The following is an 18003-nucleotide window of genomic DNA, read 5'->3' on the forward strand; positions in this document are numbered from 1 at the left end:
TGTGTGTAACTTGGCGATTTTTTGCGCGATTCGGGTAAGCTATCCACAGGCTCTGAAAAACAAAAAGGCGCCCGCTGTGACAGCTTGGCGCCTTTATAGATTGAGACGAGTGGCGAGTTAGGCCAGCAAATAGGCCAACAGGCCAACCATTGGCGTCGCGGTTGGTGTGCCGTAGTGTGGGTGGCCGGTGACCGCAGAGCCAGCGATGTCCAAGTGAGTGTATGGCATCGTCTCATCCACGCCTGAGGCTTTCACCAAAAAGGCCGCTGGGAATTGGTGGCCGCGAGCGGTCACCGAGCTTGGCGCATTGTTGGCCGACAGTATATCTTCAGCGACTGTGGTGGCTTTGATCTTGTCAAAGTCCTCGGGGCGCAAACGGCTAATTTCTAGTGGCTCGCCTAAGGCTTCACCGCGAGATTGAATTTGGTTAGCGACACCATTGGCGCGTGCGGCACGGTTTTCAACCGCAGCGGTGTAACCACCATAGGCGCGCACCACGTGACCGGTTAGGGTCGCTAGCGAGAACATTTCCACTTGTGGGCTATCGGCGTAGTCTTGTTTTAGATGGGACATCACATCCGCCAACACCAAGCGACCCTCGGCGTCAGTGTTGCCGATGCGCACACGTACACCTGCGTGGGACGTGATAATTTCATCCGGCACAAAGCAATCGGAGCCAATCGAGTTTCGCACCAAACCGAGCTCGGCAATTACGTGCAGGCCTTCAGGCTTTAACATGCTCAGAGTCTTCATCAGACCCGCTGCGGCAGCGGCACCGCCTTTGTCGCGGCTCATACCCACCATGGCACCGCCCACTTTTAAGTCAGCACCGCCGGTGTCATAGGTGACCCCTTTGCCCGCCAGCAAAATTGTGCGCTTAATTGGTCCCTCACTCTTGTATTCGATGCGAACCACGCGCGGGCAATGACGCTCAACCGCGAACGAGGAGCGCGATACCGCTGACAACAAGGGGTAGTCGCGACGCAGCGTATTCTCATCGCCAATCACGCTGATGTTAAGACCTGAGTCAGCCAAACCCGCCTGAACCCAATCGGCAAACGCCGGTGGAGCCATGCGCTCAGGATCGGTACCACATAGGTCTCGAGCCAACGCGCGGCCAGACTCTAAAGCATTTAACAGCTCAGCGTCCACATCGTCCGCCAGCAAACCAATTTGCTCGATTTGGCATTTGGCCGCACCCGCTTCACGAGCTTCTAGTGGCAGCCACAATCCTTCGGCGGCACCTAACGCAGCGACTGACTCGGCAAATTCGTTGGCACTGTCACCGTGAGGCTGTACTACCAATAGCGGACGCTTAGCACCTGACGCTTTAGCGCGCTCAATCCCCGACTTAGCCGCATCGGCGTAAACTCGAACGTCAGTGTATGGGTCATCCACCTTTGCCACAGGTGCTACCACCATGCGGCCTCCCGCCAAACCTGGTGCTAATAACAAACTGGTGGTTTTACCGACGCCCTCATCAACGCTAGCGGCGTGCTGCACTAATTGGGAGAGCTCGGGGTAATCTTCAAGGGTGATTTGATGAGTCAGCACTACAAGTGCGTCCCAAGGGCCGTCAGCAAAAATCTGATCGCGCTCGGTAACTTGTTGGAAAAAGGCTTGGGTCATGATTAAGTCCTTGATTCTGGGTTTTATTGTTATCCCTTGGCGAACGCCCTTCACAACCGACAGTCCAGCAGCGAGGTTAAGCCAAGGTTAAATTGGCACCATTATTTACAGCTTTCTGATAAAACGCCAGCGCTGGGGTTAAGGATCCACGTTAAGCCTGTGATATATTGCACTCCACTCTTTTGTGATTAGCCGATTTAAGGAGTCGATACGTGGCCTCATTACAACACCTATCACCTCAGCCACTGTGGCACTGGTTTGAACAAATCTGTTCAATTCCCCATCCATCCAAGCACGAACAACAGCTCATCGAGCACATAAAAGCTTGGGTAGAGACCCAGCCAAAGGTAACACTGAAACAAGATGCGACTGGTAACCTGATTCTATCCAAGCCTGCCACCCCGGGCATGGAAGACCGCAAAGGTGTGGTGCTTCAAGCCCACCTGGACATGGTGCCGCAAAAAAACAACGACAAAGACCACGACTTTGTGACCGATCCTATCGAGACTTTAATCGATGGCGAGTGGTTGACCGCCAATGGCACTACCCTAGGTGCCGATAACGGTATCGGTATGGCCTCAGCGCTGGCTGTGCTGCAAAGCGACGACATAGAGCACGGTCCATTGGAAGTACTACTGACCGTCGACGAAGAAGCGGGTATGACAGGTGCCTTTGGCCTGCAATCCGACTCTTTAAATGGCGAGATCCTAATCAACACCGACTCAGAGCAAGAAGGCGAGATTTACATGGGTTGCGCCGGCGGTATCGATGCTAGCCTGCGCTTGCCAGTGAGCTACCAAGCCGCTGAATCCCAAACCGCCTTCCAATTAACAGTGAAGGGGCTTAAAGGCGGTCACTCAGGTTGTGATATTCACCTAGGTCGCGGTAACGCCAACAAGCTATTGGGCCGTTTTCTATTTGCCGCCCCTGCCGAGTTGCAACTGGCACTGGCCGCCATTCAAGGCGGCTCGCTGCGCAACGCCATTCCTCGCGAAGGTCAAGCTCAGTTCACCATCGCGTCCGACAAAGTCGATGCGCTGAATGCTTACGTTGCCGAGTTCACTGCCATCGTGACCAAAGAGCTATCGGTAGCTGAGCCAAACCTGACTATCGAGCTTAACGGTATTGATGCGCCTGCAGAGGTTATGCAAAGCGCTAGCCAGCAAACTCTGGTGAACACACTGCACGCCTGTCCGAACGGTGTGGTGCGTATGAGCGATGCCATCGAGGGCGTGGTAGAAACCTCGTTGAACCTAGGCGTTGTAACTGTGGCCGAAGGTACTGCCACCATTTTGTGCCTGATTCGCTCGCTAGACGACAGCTCGCGTAATAACGTCGAGACCACTTTGGCCGCCCTTGCCCAACTGGCTGGCGCTGAAGTGAGCTTCACCGGTGCTTATCCAGGCTGGAAGCCGGATAACAGCTCACCGGTAATGGCATTGGTGCGCGACTTGTACCAAGAGCTGTTCCAACGCGAGCCAGACATCATGGTGATCCACGCTGGCCTTGAGTGCGGCCTGTTCAAGAAGCCATATCCAGAAATGGACATGGTATCTATCGGTCCTACCATCAAGTTCCCGCACTCGCCGGACGAGAAAGTGCACATTGAATCAGTGGCGCAATACTGGCAGCTACTGACCCAATTGCTAAAAGCGATCCCAGCCAAAGACTAAATTAATATTGACACAGGGGGACTCTCCCCTGTGGATAAATATTCAGTGAAAATGAAGGGCTAACCGAATGATAATTATCGGGTTAGCTCTTTTTTTCTGTCCGGCAAATATAATGCCAACCCTTTAGGGGACAGTCCCCTGTGGGTAACTTGCCCTAGACTTTTGGGGGATTTTCAAAGATTTTCGGAGGCTTGTTTGATGCAAATCATGACTCTGTATGCAGGCTAGGAGTACTTTTTAAAGCACACTCAATGTTTAATTAGCCAGTGTTCGTACAGTCAATATGTCGCAAGTTTCGCCAACGGTTTTACTTACTCAATACAGCCAAGCGCTTGTGTCCAGTTTGGAAGGACAGCTATCGGACGGATGCCGACACCAATTAGATGACTTAGCCCCAAAAGCTAAGCTCAGCGCTTTGGAAGCCTACAAATCAGAATTGTCCGCCGAACAGGTGGATAAGATGCACCGCTTAGAAGCGGCGTGGATCCAATGGGATATTGGGCTCTACGGTCTTTGTAGCGATTGCGAAGAAGCCATCGAATGTGAGCGACTGGAAGCCGACCCGAGTGAGCAGCGCTGTAAAGCCTGTGCCGAGTCCTACGCCAAGATAGCACGCACTGAATTCCTGCTTAACGACGCTTAATCCAGTACTCGACTACTGCAATTTGCTTTTGATCTAGGCCTATTCGCCTCGGCATCCATACCAGCCGCCAACAGCAAAGCCTTTGCCAAGCGGGGTTTAATGCGCTCGTTGTAGTAGTCCAAACCACGCTAGGTTTAATTCGCCTGTTGCTATTCTTCTAACGCTGCAGCCAGCGCCTAAAACATCTGCCTCTGATTCAATTTCAACCCCAGCCTCAGCAAGGGTTCGCACACAAAAAAGCGGACTCAACTGAGTCCGCTTTTCAATGCATATCCTAGACTTAGCTTAGAACTGCTGCGAATAACGCAGGTAGTAAGTACGACCGATTGGGCTGTACAGGTACAAGTCGTAACCTGGGTGGCCGTAGTAGTCGTGATTCAGCTCTGGATCCTTGTTGGTCAGGTTGCGAACACCAACGCTCACTTTACCGTTCCAAGGCGCATTGTAGCCGAACTGCAAGTCATGAGTGATGTGGTTGCCAACGCTGTAAGTCTCGTCTGCAATCACTGAGCTTTGCTTGTCGATGTAGTAGCTGTTCCAAGACGCAGAGATGTCGTCCTTCATCCAAGTGATGCCAACATTACCACGCATTTGTGGGCTACCCATCTCACCGATGTACTCAATCTTGTCTTCGGTTGGATCTGGCTGCTCGTTCCACTCGATGATGTAGTTCCAGTCAACTTTGAAGTTGATGTCACCGAAACCGGTTTCAACCAACAGGTTGGTGTTGAAATCGATACCACTGGTGTTCAGAACACCCAAGTTTTGAGTGGTCAGCTTCAAGAAGTCAACACTGCCATCATCGTTACGGAATACGATTCCGTCGATACCAGTCGCTTCCAAATCGAACGCTTTCTGAGCGCTGATGGTGCCAATGGTGTCTTTGATTTCGATGGCGTAGTAGCCCAGCTCAACGTCCCAGTTGTCAGTTAGGTTAACAACGGTACCGAAGGTCAATGACTCAGACTTCTCAGCGTCTAGCTGCTCATTACCGCCGTAGAACGAACGGTATTGTTGTGCCGCACAAGCTGGAGAGTCTTTGTCGCCTGACAATTCACAAGCAGTGGTGTCAATTGCAGTTGGGAACGACTCAGAGGCGTTGCCGTATAGGTCATCAAAGCCTGGAGCGCGGAAACCTTTACCCCAAGAACCACGTAGTAACCACATATCGAACGGACGGTAGGTGATACCAACTTTCGGGTTGGTGGTGCTACCAAAGTCAGAGTAGTTGTCGTAACGAGCAGACAAGTTAACGTCTAGACCTTCGATAACAGGGATAATAGTCTCAGCAGAAGCAGAGAAAATATCGCGCTTCTTACCGTAGATGTTGTCACCACCAGAGGTACCAGCCAATTCTAGGCGGTTAGACGCAGGGTCGTTCTCTTGCATGAAGCTAGTGGTGTTCCACTCAAGACCCAAAGCTAGAGGTACAGAACCTGCTGGCAGGTCGAACATGTCGAAGCTCAAGTTCGCATCGGCAGCAACGGTTTGAGTGCGACCGCGGAAGATACCCCAAGAGTTAAAGCCAGCCATAACCGCTTCTGCTTCACCAGGAGTGTAAGTAACCATGTTGCCGTCACCGTCAACATAATCTAAGCCGAAGAAGTTTAGGTCGCCTGAATCCAAAGCGTTTTGGATAGCCACTTTATTGGCTAGGTTTTTGCTGATGGAGCTAACTTCTGAGCGAATGAACTGAGTTCCGATTTCCCAGTTAGCGCCACCGAACAAGTCCAAATCACCGCGAAGACCACCAAGCAAGTTAACTTCTGTATCTTCTACTTCGGTGTCACGGTTACCATTTGGTACGGTGCGCATTAGAAGTAGAACATCTTGGTGAACCAGCTCGCCAGTTTCTTCATCGATGAAAGACTCAAAACCGTACTTCTCAGCGGCTGCGTCGAACAAGTACTTGTTCTCTTCGGTGCGAGTCCATAGTGGATATGGTGCAGTTACTGGTGCTGCAGCATAACGACCTTCGGTCCAGATGCGAGAAACCAATGCACGAGAGAACAACTCAACATCGTCGGTCAACTGGTGGTTGATGTTAACGAAGGTTGAGAAACGCTGTTGGGCTGCCATGGTGGCAGAATCGGCGGTAAAGTCGTAGTTACAACGACCGTTGGCACCAATGTAAGAATTCGGGAAGTCAGCGCTGTCGCCCAAGTTCTCAGGACAACGCTCATCAATGAACTCATCGCTGTGGCTTGGAATACCGCCACCTGGCCAACCAAACGAAGTACCAGTAGCGATGTTACTGTATTCACGTTGACGGTCGTATAGCGCTTCACGCTTGTAGAATTCTACAGAAGCTACGATGTTGGTCTTGTCGCTATTAGAACCAACAGTGAAACGAGCGCTGCTTTCATCAGCACCTTCTTGCTGTGGACGACCAAACTCAACTTCTAGGTTGCCGCCTTCGTATTCTTTGTTGGTAATAACGTTAATTACACCAGCAATAGCGTCAGAACCGTATACCGCAGAAGCACCATCACGTAGAATCTCAACGCGTTTTACCGCTGCCATTGGGATGGTGTTCAAGTTCTGAGTCGCACCACCGAATGCCACTGAATAACCGGTACGACGACCGTCGATCAGGATTAGAGTACGCTGTGGACCTAAACCACGTAGGTCAACAGTTGATTGTGAAGATTGACCAGAACCAAAACCTGATGCATCACGGAATGAACCGAATGAGTTTTGCGCCAGATTACGAACAAAGTCCGAAATGGTTGGCATGCCTGATGCGTCAATGGTGGCGCGGTCGATTACGGTGATCGGAGAAGAGGTCTCCATATCCGCACGCTGGATACGAGAACCGGTAACTTCGATGCGCTCTACAGCAGCGCTCTCTTCCTCGGCGATTGCGTGAGTCGCCACTGGTAAGCTCAATGCCACTCCGGCAGAGGCTAACAGACTGGTTTTCACATACTTAGCAATCAAAGATGGTGATGCCATGTTTTTACTCCCTAACATGTTCGGATTCTGCGTCCGATTTATTGTTTTGCTGTTGTAGTTTTTGAATTGAACAAAGCGATATGTGTTCGACATTGATACTGTTTTTTGAGCGAAAAACTGTCAACGTCGCAATCGCAACAGATGCGCAATATCTCTTAACCAATTCATTTACATTTGCAAAACAAGCCGGTCTCACTAATGTAAAGATCCCATTAGCACGGGAGTTACCGCAGCGTTACAACTGCGCAACATATTGATTTGAGCGCTTTCACATTTTTTTTATCGACAGTTTCATCTGGTGTGAAAACCGCTCTTTTCTTTCATTTTATTTACATCGAAACGGGTAAATTTTTACATCTTCACAATTTTGCAACAGCAGCAAATAACAACAGGCGCACAAAACCTACTCCAGACTGCATAACCAGTCATTTAGTTCCGCTTTGACTGCATAAACGGGCAATCGCACAAACAATGATCAAAGCGGACCTAGCTCCCAGCATTTATGACAGGCATAAAAAAGCCCGCGACAGCGGGCTTTTGAGAGGTTATCGCTTAGGTGGCGATTAGAACTTCACTTCACCTTCTAGGAAGAACTCACGACCGCGAGCGTTATAGACGCTGCGTGGGTAGTGTGGCCATGAGCTTGCGGTAGGATCGAAGTTTGGGCCTTTATCGAACAGATTCACAATACCAGCGGTAAGCTTGGCATTGTCACCTAAATGGTAAACAGCTGTTAAGTTCCAACTTGTCCAGCTAGCAAGCTCTTTCTTCGGAATATCTACCTTTGTGCCATCTTCAAGTGTTTCTTGAAGAACTGTGCCTTCCTTCATAGGACCGATGTGGCGGGCAGCCAACGTGGCTTCTAGGTTGCCGTAGAACCATGCTAGATTTGCGTTTACGCGATAGCGGGTCAGCCAACCATATTCATAGTTGTCACGAATAGGATCAGTTGGCGACAGTTGAGTTTCAGAATCTATGTTATAGGTTCCATTACCGAATAAACGCAGATCTCCCATTTCGCCTAGATCAAAGTCATAACCTGCTTCAAAATCTAATCCAGTTACTTTTTGATAGGCTAGGTTTTGCGCGGTCGCGTTAACGTGAATGATTTTTCCTGAGTCGTCACGAGTTAGCATGTCTTCATAATCTTTGAACTCTTTAGCTGCCGTTGCGGCAGCGATAGAGTCAACCATGTCGTCTAGCTTCCACTGCCATAAATCCACAGATAAGTTCCACTGTTCACCCGAGTACACTGTCCCTAAGTTGGCAGTGTAACCGGTTTCAGCTTTGAGTTCTTTGTTAGCACCGGTGGTAATACTCACACTGTAGCCATTGCATACTTCTTGAAGCGCTGCCGGGTTATCCAAATCTCCCGGAGTACCACCATTCTCAGTACAGGTTTTGTAATCCTGGATAGTGCTGTAACCGTTGGTCGGATCGCCATAGACTCGGTGCATATCCGGTGCACGGAATACCCCACCAATGCTACCGCGAACCAATAACTCGAGGGTCGGACGATACTCAACAGAAACCTGAGGCGTTAGGTTGCCACCAAAATCACTATAGCGGTCATACCGAAGCGCAGCGTTTACCAAGACTTCGTCTGTGATCGGAACGATGGTTTCGAAATAAGTCGCCCAAAACGAACGCTCACCGGTACCAGAAGAACCGCCAGTGGTTAGGATAGCGCCTTTCTTCGACTCAGAATCTGAATCCGTATTGTAATCTTGACGAGACCATTCAACGCCGAAGGCAAAATCGATATAACCGGCTTCAAGTTCAGCTAATGAACCTGTGATGTTCGCTTGCGCATTCAACAAGGTCGAACTTGCTTTTTCAAACGGGTTGTAAGCGATGTTTTCTACATCTTCTGCTGAAAAGCCTTGCAAGTAAGATACCCCATTGTCACCTTGAGTCAGGTATTCAAACATGCCACCAGCCGTTGCGTAACCGCTTCGAAGTACGTCAACTTCCGTACGGCCATAATTGACCGATGCGTCCCAAGCGTAGTCGGCCAGATCCCCTTCCAATCCGCTTGAGAAGAAATAGTTGGTGCTTTTAGTTTCGCCAGTTCGCGGCCCAAATTCGTGTAAACGACGCACATAGTTGTAGCTACCCGCGCCTAAATCAGCAAAATCACCGCCTAAAGCGACTGACTTGTCACCAAGCGCCTTGCTTATTTTCTCGCCGTTGTAGGAGGTACTTAGGATAACCTGACCATCATCGTTAACCCGAACATTCATTGAGTCATCACCCATGGATTCGATGCGCGTAATCGACTTTGCCTGAGCAATATCCATACGGCCGATAAAGCGCACGTCATCGCTTAGCTCATAGTTAAAGGTAGTAGTGCTGATGAATCGCGTAGACTCAGGCGATAAGTCACGTTGTGTCGAGCGATCAAAACCGCAGGTACTGCCAGTCCAGAAGAATCCACCTGCGTTACACTCATCTTCAGTGAATGGAGTGCGAGAAAACACTGCGTCCGCATAGTCAGGATCTGCTTTTAACGCTGCTTTGTCAGCATCGCTCAGGCCATTGATACGAGCGCCGTATGAACTGTATAACGAACGTGGGTGGTCGACCTTATCGGTATGCAGGCCAAAGTTTTCGCGATCGGTTGCTCGTAGGCGCTGATTGTCGGTAAGCTCAATGAAGGTCGAAACATTACCTTTGTCCGAAGAACTACCAATAGAAAGCGCAATGCGATCATTTCCACCGCCGCCATTTTGGGTTACGCCTTTGCGGTATTTAAGCGCAACACCATCGAAGTCACGCTTCAGAATAATGTTAACCACACCACCGACAGCATCAGCTCCATAAATGGCCGACGCACCGCTGTTTAGCACTTCGATACGGGCTACCGCTTCCATAGGCAAGTTCGCAGTATCGACAAAGTTGTCGCTGCCGCCCGCTGGCTTAGGGTATTGGTTTAGGCGCTTGCCGTTGATGAGGGTCAGAGTACGACTTGCACCAGCGCCACGTAGGCTAATGCTTGAAGCCGCTGGGGTGAAGCCGTGAATTTCCTGGCCGGTCATAGCGCCGGTGGTGGCAGTTAGGCTTTCCAATGCATCCTGCACATTGGTAAAGCCTTGCTTGGCCATGTCCTCGGCACTTAGCACGGTTACCGGGGTGGCGCTTTCCATGTCGGTACGCTTAATGCGAGAACCGGTAATTTCGATGCGCTCTACGTCTGCGCTCACTTCTTCGGCGATGGCCTGGCTTGCCATTGGCAAACTCATTGCCAATCCAGCAGAGGCGATAAGACTCGTTTTGACGCATTTCGCTATCAATGATTGTGATGTCATTTTCCTACTCCCTAAAGGTTCGCGATACAGACTACGAACCAGTCATTGCTATTGTTTTTTATCGTCATTGGAGTCAAACGAAGTGACTCGACGCTGAATACTAGGGAGGGGATTTAACGAGTCAAAGTGCAAATTGTCATTTATGCGCTACCGATCGTTATTAATCTTGCAACACACAGCACACGCAAATAGCACCAAGGTAACCAAACCCGCGTCATTACTGACATTTTGTTCGCAAAGCCGCAACAGAGTGACAGGAGTTACACTAAGTGCCGTTTTGTGAGCCAATTTTGTTAACAGGAGGCAAAAGCCATCGTGCCCTTACCGTGTATTTACATAAAAGCTCTAACTTTGATTACAAAACACAAAACGTTAACCTATTGAATAGGTTAAAAAAAAGCCAACGACAGTAGCGTTGGCTTTGTACTAGGTCGAAAAATACCTATTTTTGCGAAGCAATCCAGGCGTCAATTTTGTTCTCAAGAACCGCCATTGGCATAGAGCCGGTAAGCAGCACTTGTGAGTGGAATTTCTTCAGATCGAACTTATCGCCAAGGGCTTGCTCGGCACGCGCGCGCAGCTCAAGGATCTTCAGCTGACCAACTTTGTAGCTAAGCGCCTGGCCAGGAATTGCCATGTAGCGCTCAACTTCCGCTGTCACATCACTCTCCGCCATCGCCGAGTTGTCCAGCATGTACTGAATCGCTTGCTCACGGGACCAGCCTTTAGCGTGCAGTCCTGTGTCGACCACTAGGCGCATGGCGCGCAGCATTTCGTCAGAGAGCTTACCAAAGTACTGGTACGGGTCGGTGAACAAGCCCATCTCGATACCTAGGTACTCAGCGTATAACCCCCAGCCTTCTTCAAAGGCTGTGTAGCCACCGAACTTCTGGAATTGAGGTACGCCGGTCAACTCTTGCTTGATGGCAATCTGGAAATGGTGACCCGGTGCAGCTTCGTGCAGCGATAAAGTAGTCATGCCCCACTTGGGCTGGGCTTTTAAATTGTAGGTATTGATATAGAAAATACCTGGGCGCGAGCCATCCACCGCGGGGGCATTATACGAAGCACCGGCGGCTGACTTCTCTCGGTAAGCTTCAACAGCACGAACTTCGTAGTCGGCCTTTGGCATCACTTCAAAGTAATTCGCCACAACTGCGTTGATGTCGTCCTTAAGATCTGTGTAGCCCTGTACCAGCTGCTCAGGAGTCTCAAAGAAGAACTGAGGATCAGAAGACAAATGCTCAAAGAAGGCGTTCAAGTCACCTTCGAATTTTACCTTTCGGCGTACTTCGTCCATCTCTTTCAGAATTCGAGCCACTTCACTCAAGCCCAACTCGTGAATCTCATCTACTGGCATTTGGGTGGTGGTGTTGCGATTGGCCAGGTGTTGATACCAAAGCTTACCGTTTGGCAGTCCCCACATGCCGTCAGAGCCACGACTGGCAGCCAGGTAATCGGTAGCCAAGAACTCACGCAGCTCGCTCAGGGCCGGCATCAGCACCTCTTGAATAAAGGTCTGGTACTCTTTGTCCAACTCGGCTTTTTCAGCTTCAGAAAAGCTGTCCGGGAACTGGCCAATCGGTGAGTAGAACAAGCTTTCTTTTGGGTCTTCTACCAGCTGAGCGTCAATCTGAGGGATCATTCGCTCGACTAGCGTGCGCGGCAGCACCACTTTAGAGGCCATGCCCTCTTTCATACGAGCAATCGCGCGGTCTAGATAAGCGGTGAAACCATCCATGCGCTCTAGCCAGTTGCGGTAGTCCTTCACTGTGTTGAATGGCTGTGCTGAGCCACCACTGCCCAATTGAGCCATGGTGAAAATACGCGAGTAGAACTGGTTTAAAGGAATAAAACGCGAAGGGAAGGTTTCGCTAACCAAGTCCAACTCGCGGTTGTAGATAAACATGTCATAGCTTAGCTGCATGTCGGCCGACAACTGAGCGCGGTCAATCTTCTTAACCTGCTCTAAATAACCCTTATTGAGCTCGTGGCGGGCCTTTAACCAAGCGTCACTCAGCTCATCACCAAACAAGTGGTTGTATTCATCTAGGCCGACAAATGTGGCAGAGATCGGGCTTTGAGCCAGGCTTTCGTTGAAGTACTGATCCGCGAGCGCCAAGTAGGCTTGCTCGGCTCTTACCGAAACTGCCGAGTTGGCTGTGGATTGAGTGGGTTCAACGCCTGCTTTAGGCGCAGTGGTCGAGGTGTCTGAACAGGCACTCATGGCCAAACAGGCCGCGAGCACTGAGCCGGACAGCATAGTGCGCTTCATCTTGAATCCTTTATTATTTTTGATTTGCTTGGGGCAGAAAATAAAAAGCCCTGCATTTGCAGGGCTTAGATTAACCGATAACGGTTACAGGGTCACGCCGTAGAGCTTGGCTTTCTCTTGGATAAAGCCTTCGTAGCTAGTTGCGTGTTTCTTGGTCTTGCTGTCCTTCTTGGCAAGCTTGGCGTACTTATAAGCCGACTTAAGCTGCTTCAGGGATAGATGCGCTAGCATCATCTGAATGTGAGCTTCGCCCGGGTTCTTGATACCCGCTTTCAGTGCTTTCTCAAACACTGGAATCGACTCTTTGTGACGCTCGGCCTGAACCAACAGGATGCCCTGCTTGAGGTACAATTCGCCGTCTTTGTTGACGTCAGCAGCCTTACCAAAGTACTTAGCCGCGGTACGGTGTTCTTTAGCCCGTTGGAAGAAGCCCGCTAGATCTTTTAGGTTCTTCTCGTTGGTCGGGATAAGACCTTCGTTCATGTGCTTTTCCCAGATTTTCGCAGCGCGGTAGTGAGAACCGTTTTGCGACAATAGCTGGGCCAAGCGACGAACGTTACCGTCGGTTTCCAAGTAGCCGTTGAGGTAGGAGATGTTATAGGTCGCCAATGCCTTCTTGTAGTCTTCGACCAACAAGTAGAATTGAGCGAGCTGAACCCACAGGCGCTTATCGTCGATAAACAGCGGGATCATGGTCTCCAGTACATCGATAGACTTCTGGTACTGCTTGGTGTTGTAGTACGAGGTTAGCTTCAGCTGGAACGGACCTTTCTTAGGTTCTTTGTTCAGCGCAATGGCTTTGTCGGCCATTGGGATAACTTTGTCGTACTGCTTAGTCTCTGAGTAAGCCACACCGATACGGGTGTATACGTCAGCGTCTTCTTTACAGGTGAATTCCATCCAATCTTGGTACACAGGTACCGCCTTGGAGAACTGCTTTTCCATCATTAGAAGATCGGCGTATAGCTTCAGAGAAGCCGCGTGGTCGGTACCACCTAGCTGATCTGAATCAACAGCGATCTTCATGTACTTCAATGCAGTTGGGATTTTACCCTGCTCGGCGTACAAGTTGCCGATAAAACGCGACACATAGGCTTTGTCGAAATCATCTTTAGCGTCGATTTCCAGCAGAACCTCAAGGGCACCTGCGGTGTCTTCTTCGCTGTACAGGTTAAAGGCCTTTTGAACCTTTTTACCTGCAGACTGGCCAACAGCCTGTGACTTACGGTTGTCGATTGGACATTCACCCTTGGCTGCAGTGGCTGGCGCGATTAGCGCCAGACCCATTAGGCCAGCCAACAGCGTAGTCGCTATGTTGTTTGCTTTTGCCATATTTAACCTGCGTTATCCAAAGTAAAGTCTAGTTGCACGGTCATGCCAGGCTGACGCATTGGCTTACCGTCGACAATCTTAGGCTTGTATTTCCACTTCTTCAGGGCGCGTACCGCTTCGCGGTCAAACAAACGCTTAGGCTCTGCTTTGATTACCTTAACGTCTTCTACCCCGCCCACTTCGTTAATAGTAAAGCTTAGTTGTACCCAACCTTCTTTACCATCACGGGCTGCCTTAATCGGGTAGCGTGGTTCGATACGTACAATCGGAGTCGCATCGCCATCGCCCTTCATAAAGCTACCTGGGCTCATACCAGTGCTCGCGCTACCAATGGCTACACCGCTCATGTTGAAGCTCATACCTGAGGTATCAGCACTCGACTCTGGTGGTGGAGCTTCCGGTTTTGGCGGCTGCTCTGGTGGTGGCGGTGGCTTAGGCTTGAACCTTGGCTTGTTCTGCGCCTTTGCATCTTGCCTATCCATTGTGATTTCAATCACTGGTGATTCAGTACTGGTGTCGGCGCGCTGAGCACCGCCACCAATTAGAAACGCCATGAAGACGAACAAAGCAAAGGTAACGACAGCACCAAGGATCAAAGATACTAGTGCTCTCAACATATTAATCTTTCTCCGCTTCAACTGAGATCTTATCGATACCCGCTTGCTTCACTTGGTCCATCACCTTAACAACGATGCCGTGTTGGGCTTCTTTGTCGGCTTGGATAAGTACAGCAGCTTCTGGAGCTTCGGCTAGCATACGTTCAACGTTAGCCGCTACTCGCTCGATATCAACCTGACGGTTTTCCATCTGAATCACACCAGTTTTGCTGATGCCAATAAAGATATTAGCCGATTTCTTCTGAGTTGACTGCGATGCCTTAGGCTTGTTTACGTCCAAACCTGAAGGCTTAACGAACGAAGTCGTTACGATGAAGAAGATCAACATGATGAACACGATGTCGAGCATCGGTGTCATGTCGATTTGCGCTTCTTCTTCCACGCTTGAATGCTTCTTACGTGCCATTGTTTTCTCTCTATTCTTTATTCGACAAGCTATCAGCTAGCTTCTCGAGGCTGACTTTCAGACGCGCATCAAGACGTGTGCTAAAGAATACGCCCGATAGTGCCGCTACCATTCCAGCCATAGTCGGCATGGTGGCAGTGGAGATACCGGCCGCCATCGCACGAGCGTTACTCGTACCTTGCACAGCCATAACGTCAAATACGTTAATCATCCCGGTTACGGTACCCAACAGACCAATCATTGGACAGATGGCTACCAAAGTTTTGATGACTAGCATACGCGCATTTAATTGTTGCTTCGCTTGGGATATCCAGGCTTCACGGATGCGATGTGCATGCCAGGATGAAGTTTCACCCCGTGCGTTCCAGTGGTTAATCACGTTATCGCGGAACTTAGGGAACGCTACATTCAAGTAGAAGTAACGCTCCAACATGAGAACCCACATAAGGAACAGAACAAACGCCACCAGCAGGAGGACGTCACCCCCCGTGGAGATGAAGCCCCTGACGGAATCCCATGTATCCATCAGGAATAGCATCATTAGGCGTTCCTCTTCTCAGCATGCTCAGCAACAATGCCAGCACTTTGCTCTTCAAGAATCTGAACCAAAGACTTGCTACGGGCAGAAACTAGAGCGTGTAACAGCATCAACGGCAAGGCTGCAATCAGACCCAATACGGTCGTTACAAGTGCCATTGAAATACCACCAGCCATCAGTTTTGGATCGCCAGTACCGAACAGTTGGATAGATTGGAAGGTAGCAATCATACCGGTTACGGTACCCAACAGACCCAGCATAGGAGCGATAGCTGCTAATACTTTAATTATAGAAATACGAGTCTCAATTGCTGGAGTTTCTTTCAGAATTGCTTCGTCCAGTTTCAGCTCTAGAGTCTCAACGTCAACAGTCTTGTTGTCGTGGTAGGCTTTCAACACGCGACCCAATGGGTTGTTACCAGGTTCGTCGATCTTCTTGGTTTGCGCCTTAATCTTCGCACCAACAACACCTAGAGTGATGAAGCGCTCGATAGATACGATCAGACCAAGGATAAGTAGACCAGCGATAATTTTACCAATGGTACCACCCGCTTCGAAACGCTCTTCAAGAGAGGCTTTCTGGGTGAATACGCTCAGTAGAACACCAGACGCTGGATCGACGTATAGCGGCGCGTAGCCGTCAGTCTGGGCAGCCCAGTTGCTGATTGGGGCAACTTGGTAACCGTCAGGCTGTTGTGACAAATCTTGGATAAGCTTTAGCTCGTCGTTGTATAGAACGAACTTGCCATCGGCCAATAGGTTAAATGGACCAATACGGCTGATTTCAGTAGTAGTGGTGTTACCGTCGATACCGGTTACGTCGCCTTGGAACTTAACGACTTTGCCAGACTCGGTCATTTCTTTCAGGTAAGCCATCCAGAACTGCTCTAGCTCGTCGATGCGAGGTAGCTCTTTACGGGCACCCAGCTCAGCGATGAACTGGTGACGGTCAGGATATTGAGCAGAGATGTTAGAAGCGGCTAGACGACCAGCTAGGTTACCAGCAGCACCTTTAACAACACCGAACATTTCACCCAGGTCACCCTGAGCGTTTTTGCGGTCTTCTTCCAGCTCAGCTAGACGACGTTCGTTGTCTAGGTAAGTTTGGTTTAGACGATCACCGCGGTCTTGCTCGGCTTTTAGGTCGCGCTTAGCTTTGTTCAACAGCGCTTGCTTGTCGCCAGCGTAGTTTTTGAACTCAGTCTCACGAGCTTTATTTACTTTGGTTTGAGCAGTGGCTTCAGCTTGTACTTTTTGCAGTAGAGCTTCGAACGAAGTCGGCTCTGCAGCAACTGCAGCACCAGCGGTCAAGCTCAGGCTGGCTGCCATCAGGGCAGAAGTCAGTAATTTTTTCATTATTGTGCAGCCTCCGCAGCTGGGATTGGCAATTCGAACAGGTCGTTTGCACCTTGTTTACGTGCAATACGGATACCTTTGGTCAGTTCACGCAAGTAGCGGTCTTCTAGCTTGTTCCAAGTCTTAGATTTCGCGTCGTACATCCAAGCACCTTTTTGGTCTTGGCTTTGAGCGTACAGAGCAACGCGACCTAGACGGAAGAAGTCAACCAGTACTTCTTTGCCATCAACTTCCAGCTTACCTTCGGTAGCAGACACGAAACGGCCGTAGTCGTTTTCAATGTCGTAGGCATCAAGGATAAGACGGTATTTCTCAGCTAAAGACACTTCTGCAGAGTTCAGCAGGCTCTTTAGGTTTTCAACACGGTTTTTACGAGTTTCTTGCTCGAAAGGAAGGTCAAGAGCGACGAACTGCTCCAGAGTCTCAACCATTTTGAACATCAAAGGCACAACGCCTTGACGCAAGGTTTCAACATAGTCGATGTCCGCTTGGATCAACTTCATGCTCTCTTCCTGGTCAGCAACCAGACCAGCAACGTAGTCGTTGTAGCCTTTTAGAGATTCACGCTGATCTTCGGTGCTGCCGTATTCGAACAGCATGTCTTGAGCTTGATCATAGTACTTATCGATTTTCTGCTGAGATTTTTCAGCAGCAACATGCATTTTGCCGTCTGCTTTTTGCACGTCGGTAAGAGGAGCGGCGACTAGATTGCTACCGGCGAAAGCCAGTGCAGCAACCATAGCAGTAGCCAGTTTGGTTCTTGTACTTACCTTGGACATAGTTTCCAACCAATTTGATGTGAATGTTTAAGCAAGATGCCAGACCGTGTGAATACTCATTCAGTATTTATAATTTTCGAATTGAGTAAAAAGTACTGTCATCCCCACTCTTAGTGATTGTTATATTAGCTTATTCTATCCGCCTTTACGGACAGACCCGCAGGCATGATTCCATAATAGCTGAATAGCTGTCAACACTTCTCCCAGCCCAGAAACTCGTCTAAACAGCCGTTACCGTACGAAAATCAAGCGAGCGGGGTAAATTCATACTTTGTGTTTTTTTGCAACCGGAGTCTCCTAAGTCATTGAGGACTTTTCTAAACCTAAGCTGAACAAAGCGCCATAAACTATAGCTGAAAGCCTCAAAAGTGCCGCTTACATAGAATTCGAATTAATTAAATTAGAACATAGCAAACAAACAAGAGTGGGCGAGAAAGCGCCAATTCAAGGCGAATTATTACACTGTCGCAACTTGGCGTGCAGGTATAAAAAA

At 49.6% G+C, this 18003-nt stretch carries 12 protein-coding genes; 2 read left to right on the top strand and 10 right to left on the bottom strand.

Going from position 1 to position 18003, the window contains the following annotated elements:
* Positions 1–117 precede the first annotated feature (117 nt).
* Positions 118–1629 carry a M17 family metallopeptidase gene (locus CLC93_RS01810; protein ID WP_095504227.1) on the bottom strand — a complete coding sequence of 504 codons (1512 nt, stop codon included), beginning with the start codon at positions 1627–1629 and terminating at the stop codon, positions 118–120.
* A 212-nt stretch (positions 1630–1841) separates the two neighbouring features.
* On the opposite strand from CLC93_RS01810, the gene CLC93_RS01815 reads away from it, so the two are divergent.
* Together CLC93_RS01815 and CLC93_RS01820 are read left to right on the top strand one after the other, a co-directional pair.
* Positions 1842–3302 carry an aminoacyl-histidine dipeptidase gene (locus CLC93_RS01815; RefSeq protein WP_095504228.1) on the top strand — a complete coding sequence of 487 codons (1461 nt, stop codon included), beginning with the start codon at positions 1842–1844 and terminating at the stop codon, positions 3300–3302.
* Between the two features lie 283 nt (positions 3303–3585).
* Positions 3586–3945, top strand: coding sequence for a TraR/DksA C4-type zinc finger protein (locus tag CLC93_RS01820; protein WP_141237326.1), 360 nt, complete (start codon positions 3586–3588; stop codon positions 3943–3945).
* A gap of 285 nt (positions 3946–4230) precedes the next feature.
* Here the strand turns inward: CLC93_RS01820 and CLC93_RS01825 are convergent, their stop codons facing one another.
* The 9 genes from CLC93_RS01825 to CLC93_RS01865 form a co-directional block, all read right to left on the bottom strand.
* Positions 4231–6900 carry a TonB-dependent receptor plug domain-containing protein gene (locus tag CLC93_RS01825; protein WP_095504229.1) on the bottom strand — a complete coding sequence of 890 codons (2670 nt, stop codon included), beginning with the start codon at positions 6898–6900 and terminating at the stop codon, positions 4231–4233.
* 563 nt (positions 6901–7463) lie between these two features.
* Positions 7464–10208: a TonB-dependent receptor domain-containing protein gene (locus CLC93_RS01830; protein ID WP_095504230.1), complete on the bottom strand. Its 2745-nt coding sequence runs from the start codon at positions 10206–10208 to the stop codon at positions 7464–7466.
* A 442-nt stretch (positions 10209–10650) separates the two neighbouring features.
* Positions 10651–12483, bottom strand: coding sequence for a DUF885 domain-containing protein (locus CLC93_RS01835; RefSeq protein ID WP_095504231.1), 1833 nt, complete (start codon positions 12481–12483; stop codon positions 10651–10653).
* An 84-nt stretch (positions 12484–12567) separates the two neighbouring features.
* Entirely contained in the window at positions 12568–13815 is a 1248-nt protein-coding gene (locus CLC93_RS01840) for a tetratricopeptide repeat protein (protein WP_095504232.1), read from the bottom strand.
* 2 nt (positions 13816–13817) lie between these two features.
* Positions 13818–14432, bottom strand: coding sequence for an energy transducer TonB (locus CLC93_RS01845; protein WP_095504233.1), 615 nt, complete (start codon positions 14430–14432; stop codon positions 13818–13820).
* A gap of 1 nt (position 14433) precedes the next feature.
* Entirely contained in the window at positions 14434–14838 is a 405-nt protein-coding gene (locus CLC93_RS01850; RefSeq protein WP_095498503.1) for an ExbD/TolR family protein, read from the bottom strand.
* Between the two features lie 10 nt (positions 14839–14848).
* Positions 14849–15379, bottom strand: coding sequence for a MotA/TolQ/ExbB proton channel family protein (locus tag CLC93_RS01855; RefSeq protein ID WP_095504234.1), 531 nt, complete (start codon positions 15377–15379; stop codon positions 14849–14851).
* Positions 15379–16731, bottom strand: a complete 1353-nt coding sequence (locus CLC93_RS01860; RefSeq protein WP_095504235.1) for a MotA/TolQ/ExbB proton channel family protein — start codon at positions 16729–16731, stop codon at positions 15379–15381. The genes CLC93_RS01855 and CLC93_RS01860 overlap by 1 nt, the downstream gene beginning before the upstream one ends.
* Positions 16731–17510: a DUF3450 domain-containing protein gene (locus CLC93_RS01865; RefSeq protein ID WP_095504236.1), complete on the bottom strand. Its 780-nt coding sequence runs from the start codon at positions 17508–17510 to the stop codon at positions 16731–16733. Before CLC93_RS01865 ends, CLC93_RS01860 begins: the two co-directional genes overlap by 1 nt.
* Positions 17511–18003: the final 493 nt, after the last annotated feature.

This window comes from Paraferrimonas sedimenticola, from assembly GCF_002282855.1.
GTDB classification, from domain to species: Bacteria; Pseudomonadota; Gammaproteobacteria; order Enterobacterales; family Shewanellaceae; genus Paraferrimonas; species Paraferrimonas sedimenticola.